Genomic DNA, 6,000 nt, shown 5'->3' with positions numbered 1-6,000 from the left:
GGGCCGGAGGGGCCCGGCGCGCGGCGCGGCGCGGGGCCCCTCCTCCCCGTGGTCATACGGCTGCCTCCCACCGGCCGCGCAGTTCCTCGGCGGCGCCGGGCGCCCTCCGTTCGATGGGCCCCGACGTGAACGCCACGGACCCGCCCCGGGTACGGTAGCGGCCCACCAGATAGCCGGCCGCCGTGGTGGCCACCCCCGCCACGATCGCCCCGGCGCGGCCCAGACCGCCGGGCCGCCCCCGCACCGCGTCGCGCAGACCGCGCGCGATGCCCGCCGGAAGCACGCGGGTGGTGTAACGGCGCTCCGACGCGAGCCCCTTGTCCGCCCCCACGCTCCTGGCGACCAGCGCCTTGGAGAGTCCTTCGGCGTACGTCCGCGTACGGAAGTAGCCGAACCGCTCGCGGGCCGCGGGGACCCGGTGGTGGATGACGGCACGGTCGTCGATCAGCAGCACCGCGTCCGGTACGGCCTCGGTGAGCCGGATGCACAGCTCCGTCTCCTCGCAGCCGAGCGGTCGCCGGTCGCCGTCGCGTCCGATGCCCGTGGCGAAGCCGCCCGCCGTGTCGAACGCGGTACGCCGGAACGACGCGTTGCCGCCGAGGACGTTGCGTACCCGGACCACACCCTCCGGCAGCCCCCGGTAGGTACAGCCGACGACCCAGTCGAACTCCTCGGGGAACCAGGCGGGCCTGCGCCCCGAGGCCCACGCGGGCATCGTCCGCCCGCCCACGGCGAGGATCCGCGGATCGTCCCCGTACGCCTCGTCGAAGCGGCGCAGCCAGTCCCGCTCGGCCACGGCGTCGTCGTCGAGGAACGCCACGAACGCGCCGCGGGCCACGGCGATCCCGGTGTTGCGGCCCGCCGAGAGGCCGCGCGGCCCCGCGTTGGCGAGCACCCGCACCTCGCCGCGCGCGGCCCGCTCCGCGTAGTGCGCGGTGAGCCGTGCCAGCAGGGCCGGGTTGTGGTCGACGACGAGCAGCGTCTCCAGGGCCGGCAGCGACTGCCCCGCCACCGAGTCGACCGCCGCGAGGATGTCCTGCCAGCGGTCCTCGGTGTAGACGCAGACGACGACCGTGAACGGCCGGTGCCGCGAGGCGGCCGCGCCGCCCCCGTGCGCCGGACCTCCGGTCACGACGCTCACGACGCCTCCCCGCGCGGCGCCGCGGGGACGCTGATCCGCAGGGCGACCGGGCGGCGGCGGTTCGAGCGGGGCACGCCCCGCTCGCGGAGTATCACCTTCAGGACGCGCAGGCCGTCCCGGACGGCTCTCAGATTGCTGACCCCGTGGATCCGGTCGTACTCGTGGCTCGGGATCTCCTGCACCTTCAGCCCGGCCTTGACGACCCGGATGTTCATCAGGGTCTCGACCTCGAAGCCGGTGCAGTCCAGGGTGATCTCGTCCAGGCAGTGGCGCCAGAAGGCGTTGTAGCCGTAGCAGAGATCGGTGTAGCGGGCGCCGAACTTGGCGTTGACGACGGCGCAGAGCACCCGGTTGCCGAGCTTGCGGATCGCCGTCATGTCGTCCGTGCCGCCGCCGTTGGCGAACCGCGAACCCTTGGCGAAGTCGGCGCCGGAGACCAGCGCCGAGACGTAGGAGACGATCTCCTGGCCGTCGGCCGACCCGTCCGCGTCGACCATCACGATGATGTCGCCCGTGCATGCGGCGAAGCCGCTGATCAGGGCGTCCCCCTTGCCCTTGCCGCGCTGGGCGACGACCTTGACGTCGGGCCGTAACGCGCGGGCCACCTCGATCGTGCCGTCGGTGGAGTCACCGTCCACCAGGACGACTTCGTGGATCCACTCGGGCAGGGTCTTGAAGACGTACGGAAGGTTCTCCGCCTCGTTCATGGCCGGTATCACGACGCTCACCGGCGGAGTGATCGCGAGATGCGAGGAGATCGGCCGGTACGCGAGCCGGTCCTTCCGCTCGCCCTGCTGTTCGATCTGGATATGCCCCTCGGCCTGGCTCCGCTCTTCGATCGGGAGCCGGGCCGGAATGTCCAACGGATCATCACCCGGAATCGCCGGGCGCAGAAACGCGCTCACAAGACTTTCCCTCTCGTCCGGTGGACCGCCCACCCCCGGGCGGTCCCGCTGTGGTTCCGGTTCGAAAGGGGGGTTCTCACTCCGCCATGACGGCATGGCACATGGCACTCCGTGCTGGACGGGTGAGCTGTGGAACTGGTCGCGCGGCCCGCGACTCGGCAGCGCGGAGCGCGGTCACCGAGCGCGGCACCCCCCTACCGCGCCCCGCACCGGGAGCCATCGCGACGCTTGAAGCCCTCCCCAGGAGCCGCTTGCATGATGGACCGATGCGGGTGGATGTACGACGGTATTGATGATTGGGACTGTATGGCAAGAGCTGGAACCTCAGAGCGGTTTTTTGCTTTTTTGGCCGTACTTCGCCGGTCACATCCGGAACATCCCTGATCGGTTCCGCTCAATTCTTCACGTTCCGTGTACTCATAACGGTCCGAGGGAAACTCTCACCGTGCGTTCTTGGCATGGACACTTCCAGTGAAGTGTCGCTGCTGGTACGACAGTTGTGGCAGAAATCCTGCTAAGGAGAGGTTCTATGAAACTGGCCCGAATCACGGCATTCTCATCCTCGCTCCTCCTCGGCGCCGTCCTCGCCCTCACCGGGGCATCGGCGGCCTCGGCCGCCGAGTCGGCCGCCGCCGTCGACTACGTGGCGCTCGGCGACTCGTACTCCTCGGGAGTCGGCTCCGGCGGGTACGACAGCGCCAGTGGTGCCTGCAAGCGCACCCCCAGGGCCTATCCGGCCCTCTGGGCCGCCGCGAACTCACCCGCCTCGTTCGCGTTCACCGCGTGCTCGGGCGCCCGTACGGGCGATGTGACCGCCAGTCAGCTCGGGCCGCTCAACTCCTCCACCGACCTCGTCAGCATCAGCGCGGGCGGCAACGACGCCGGATTCTCCGACGTCATGACGGTCTGCGTCCTCCAGTCGGAGAGCGCCTGCCTCAACCGGATCGCGCAGGCCCGCGCGTTCGTCGACTCCACGCTCCCGGGCAACCTCGACGCGGTCTACACGGCGATCAGATCCAAGGCCCCGTCGGCGAGAGTCGTGGTCCTCGGGTATCCCCGCTTCTACCAGCTCAAGGGGACCTGTATCGCGGGGCTGAGCGAGGCGAAGCGGGCCGCGATCAACAGCGCGGCCGACTACCTGAACGCCGCGACCGAGAAGCGCGCCGCCGACCACGGCTTCTCCTTCGCCGGCGTCTCCGCGGCCTTCACCGGCCACGAGATCTGCTCCAGCGCCTCGTGGCTCAACAGCCTGAACGTGCTGGACATCGGCGAGTCCTATCACCCCACGGCCGCCGGCCAGTCCATGGGTTACCTGCCGGCCTTCACCTCGGCCGCGTGAGCCTCTTCCGTAAGGCCCTCGCGGAGGCCCTCGGAAAGGCCCTCGCGCAGGTCCCTCACACGGGTCTCCCGCGACCGGGTGAACTGTCCAACTCGCCCTGAATTAAGACGGATCGGGCCGTGTCCATTCCTCCCCGTACGAGTGTGGTTCTGCCCGAAGGCGGGATACACGGGTGTCCTGAAGGGGCGATAGGGTTAACCTGCCCGGACCGGGTGCCCTCGTACGGGTGGGGAGTGGAATGAAACAGATAACGGTGCACAGCAGGGCACGAATCCCTGCGATCACCTGCGGGAGCAGCGCGAGCAGTTCGCGCCTCGACCGCCATCTCGCGGTGCTCGGCGGTCCCGCCGTGCCGCAGCGGGAGACGGTCGAGGCGACGCTGCTGATGCGTGAGCTGACCGCACGGGACAGGTCGGAGACGCACACGAGGAAGGGCGCGCGGGTCTCGCTCTTCGCGCCGCTGCGGCGGCTGCGCCGCACGCTCTTCGGCAGCCGCCGCTGACCTTCACGGTTCAGACTGCTCGCGGTACCCCCGCGCTCGGACCACCCGCGACCGTTCGGCGGGCCGGCCGAGTGCAGGCTGCCGCCTTCCTGTCTCCTCCTCCGTCCCCTCCGCGGCGGCCCGGCCGGTGAGTCCACTCCCCGACACCGGCCCTGGCCGGCCGCGGTCCTGAAGGCCGCTCGTGCCGCCGCCTCACTCCCCGCCCCTCGCGTACCGCCGTACCACCAGCGGTACGAACAGGGCCAGCAGCGCCAGTGACCACAGCAACGATCCGGCCACCGGATGCGCGGCGGGCCAGGCGGCGTCCGCCACCGGGGCGGCGTTGCCGCACAGATCCCTGACCGCCGCGGCGACCGCGCTGATCGGGTTCCACTCGGCGACCGTACGCAGCCAGCCGGGCAGCCCCTCCGCCGGGATGTACGCGTTCGACAGCAGCGGCAGCACGAACGTCGCGGCGCCGAGCTGCCCCGCGATCTCCTCGTTGCGGACGAGCAGCCCGATGTACGTGCCGATCCACGCGGTCGCGAACCGGAAGAGCAGCAGCAGCCCCACCGCGCCGAGCGCGCCCGGCACGCCGCCCTCGATCCGCCATCCCACCGCCAGCCCCACCAGCAGCAGCGGCACCATCCCGGCGAGCGTGGTCAGCAGATCCGCCAGGGTCTGGCCCAGCGGCACCGCGACCCGGCTCATCGGCAGCGTCAGGAACCGGTCCATGACGCCGCGCTGGGCGTCGTGCGACGCCTGGAACATGCCCGTCATCAGGCCGCCCGCGGCCGTCGCCGCGAGCAGTCCGGGCACGAGGTACGCGCGGTACTCCTCGCCCGGCATCGCCAGCGCGCTGCCGAAGACGTAGCCGAAGAAGAGCAGCATGTTGATGGGCATGGTCTGGGTGAGGATCACGATGCCCGGGGCGTGCCTGATCCGCTGGAGGTGGCGGCCCAGGACGGCGCCGCTGTCGTAGGCGAGCGTGCTCATGCGGCGTGCTCCTTCGGGGTGGACGTGCCGGACGCGTCGGACGCGGGGCGCGTGGAGGGCGTGACGGGATCGCGGGTGCGGTCGGTCAGGCGGAGGAAGACCTGGTCCAGCGTGGGCGGCCGCAGGCTCACGTCGACCACCGGCACGCCCGCCGCGTCCAGTTCCCGGACGATCCGGGGCACGGTCAGCGCGGGGTTCATGGCCACGGCGCCGACCGTACGGAGCTCGCGGTCGAGGACGGGCTCGGCGCCGGTGAGCTGGTCGAGCACCCTCGCCGCGGCGACCAGCGCCGCGTCCGCGGTGTCGCCCGCGCCTCCCGCGTCCGTCGTGTCCCCGGTGGCCGTCGCCGTCGCCGTCGCCGTCGGCTTTGCGAGGACGACCTCCGCGTACGAGCCGATGCTCGCCTTCAGTTCGGCGGGTGTGCCGTGGTGGGCGGCCCTGCCCCGGTCGATCAGCACGACGCGGTCGGCGAGCTGGTCGGCCTCCTCCAGATACTGCGTGGTCAGCAGGACGGTGGTGCCCTCGGCGGCGAGCGCGCGCACGGCGGCCCAGATCTGGTTGCGGCTGTGCGGGTCGAGTCCGGTGGTCGGTTCGTCGAGGAAGAGCACCCGGGGGCGGGTCAGCAGGCTCACCGCCAGGTCGAGGCGGCGCCGCATTCCGCCGGAGTAGGTCCGTGCGACCCGGGCGGCGGCGTCCGTCAGCTCGAAGCGCTCCAGCAGCTCGTCGGCGCGCGCCCGGCCCGCCGCGCCCCTGATGCCGAGAAGTTTGGCGAAGAGCCGGAGGTTCTCCCGGCCCGTCAACTCACCGTCCACGCCTGCGTACTGACCGGTGACCCCGATCACGCGGCGCACCGCGCCCGGCTCACGCGCGACGTCGTGCCCCGCCACCCGTGCGGTCCCCGCGTCGGGCGCGGTGAGTGTGGTCAGCACCCGCACGGCGGTCGTCTTGCCCGCGCCGTTCGGCCCGAGCACCCCGCAGACGGTGCCCTCGGCGACCGCCAGATCCAGCCCGCGCAGGGCGGGCACGCCACCGGCGCCGCCGTAGCGCTTCTCCAGACCCTCACTAAGTACAGCGTACGTAGTTGTCATGCGGCCCACCATAGCGCACTACGTACGGTGTACGTAACTAGGATGGTGGG

General features: G+C 71.5%; 6 protein-coding genes. 2 read left to right on the top strand and 4 right to left on the bottom strand.

What is annotated here, in order from left to right:
- Positions 1–52: 52 nt before the first annotated feature.
- On the bottom strand, positions 53–1,132 hold the full coding sequence (locus ACFXKG_RS22125) for a glycosyltransferase family 2 protein (RefSeq protein WP_384841590.1): 1,080 nt from the start codon (positions 1,130–1,132) through the stop codon (positions 53–55).
- A 5-nt stretch (positions 1,133–1,137) separates the two neighbouring features.
- Positions 1,138–1,950 carry a glycosyltransferase family 2 protein gene (locus ACFXKG_RS22120; RefSeq protein WP_384841589.1) on the bottom strand — a complete coding sequence of 271 codons (813 nt, stop codon included), beginning with the start codon at positions 1,948–1,950 and terminating at the stop codon, positions 1,138–1,140.
- A 625-nt stretch (positions 1,951–2,575) separates the two neighbouring features.
- Between ACFXKG_RS22120 and ACFXKG_RS22115 the strand changes: the two genes are divergently transcribed.
- Together ACFXKG_RS22115 and ACFXKG_RS22110 are read left to right on the top strand one after the other, a co-directional pair.
- On the top strand, positions 2,576–3,385 hold the full coding sequence (locus ACFXKG_RS22115; RefSeq protein WP_384841539.1) for an SGNH/GDSL hydrolase family protein: 810 nt from the start codon (positions 2,576–2,578) through the stop codon (positions 3,383–3,385).
- 238 nt (positions 3,386–3,623) lie between these two features.
- Positions 3,624–3,887: a hypothetical protein gene (locus ACFXKG_RS22110; protein ID WP_365810325.1), complete on the top strand. Its 264-nt coding sequence runs from the start codon at positions 3,624–3,626 to the stop codon at positions 3,885–3,887.
- Positions 3,888–4,079: 192 nt separating this feature from the next.
- Here ACFXKG_RS22110 and ACFXKG_RS22105 read toward each other — a convergent pair whose 3' ends face one another.
- Together ACFXKG_RS22105 and ACFXKG_RS22100 are read right to left on the bottom strand one after the other, a co-directional pair.
- Positions 4,080–4,862 (bottom strand): ABC transporter permease, encoded by a 783-nt coding sequence (locus ACFXKG_RS22105; protein ID WP_384841535.1) that lies wholly within the window; start codon positions 4,860–4,862, stop codon positions 4,080–4,082.
- Complete coding sequence (locus ACFXKG_RS22100; RefSeq protein ID WP_384841532.1) at positions 4,859–5,950, bottom strand: ATP-binding cassette domain-containing protein; 1,092 nt, start codon at positions 5,948–5,950, stop codon at positions 4,859–4,861. The genes ACFXKG_RS22105 and ACFXKG_RS22100 overlap by 4 nt, the downstream gene beginning before the upstream one ends.
- Positions 5,951–6,000 lie beyond the last annotated feature (50 nt).

Origin of the sequence: Streptomyces sp. NPDC059255 (genome assembly GCF_042752355.1) — a bacterium.
Taxonomy (GTDB): domain Bacteria; phylum Actinomycetota; class Actinomycetes; order Streptomycetales; family Streptomycetaceae; genus Streptomyces.
This window is presented reverse-complemented; position numbering and strand designations above follow the sequence as displayed.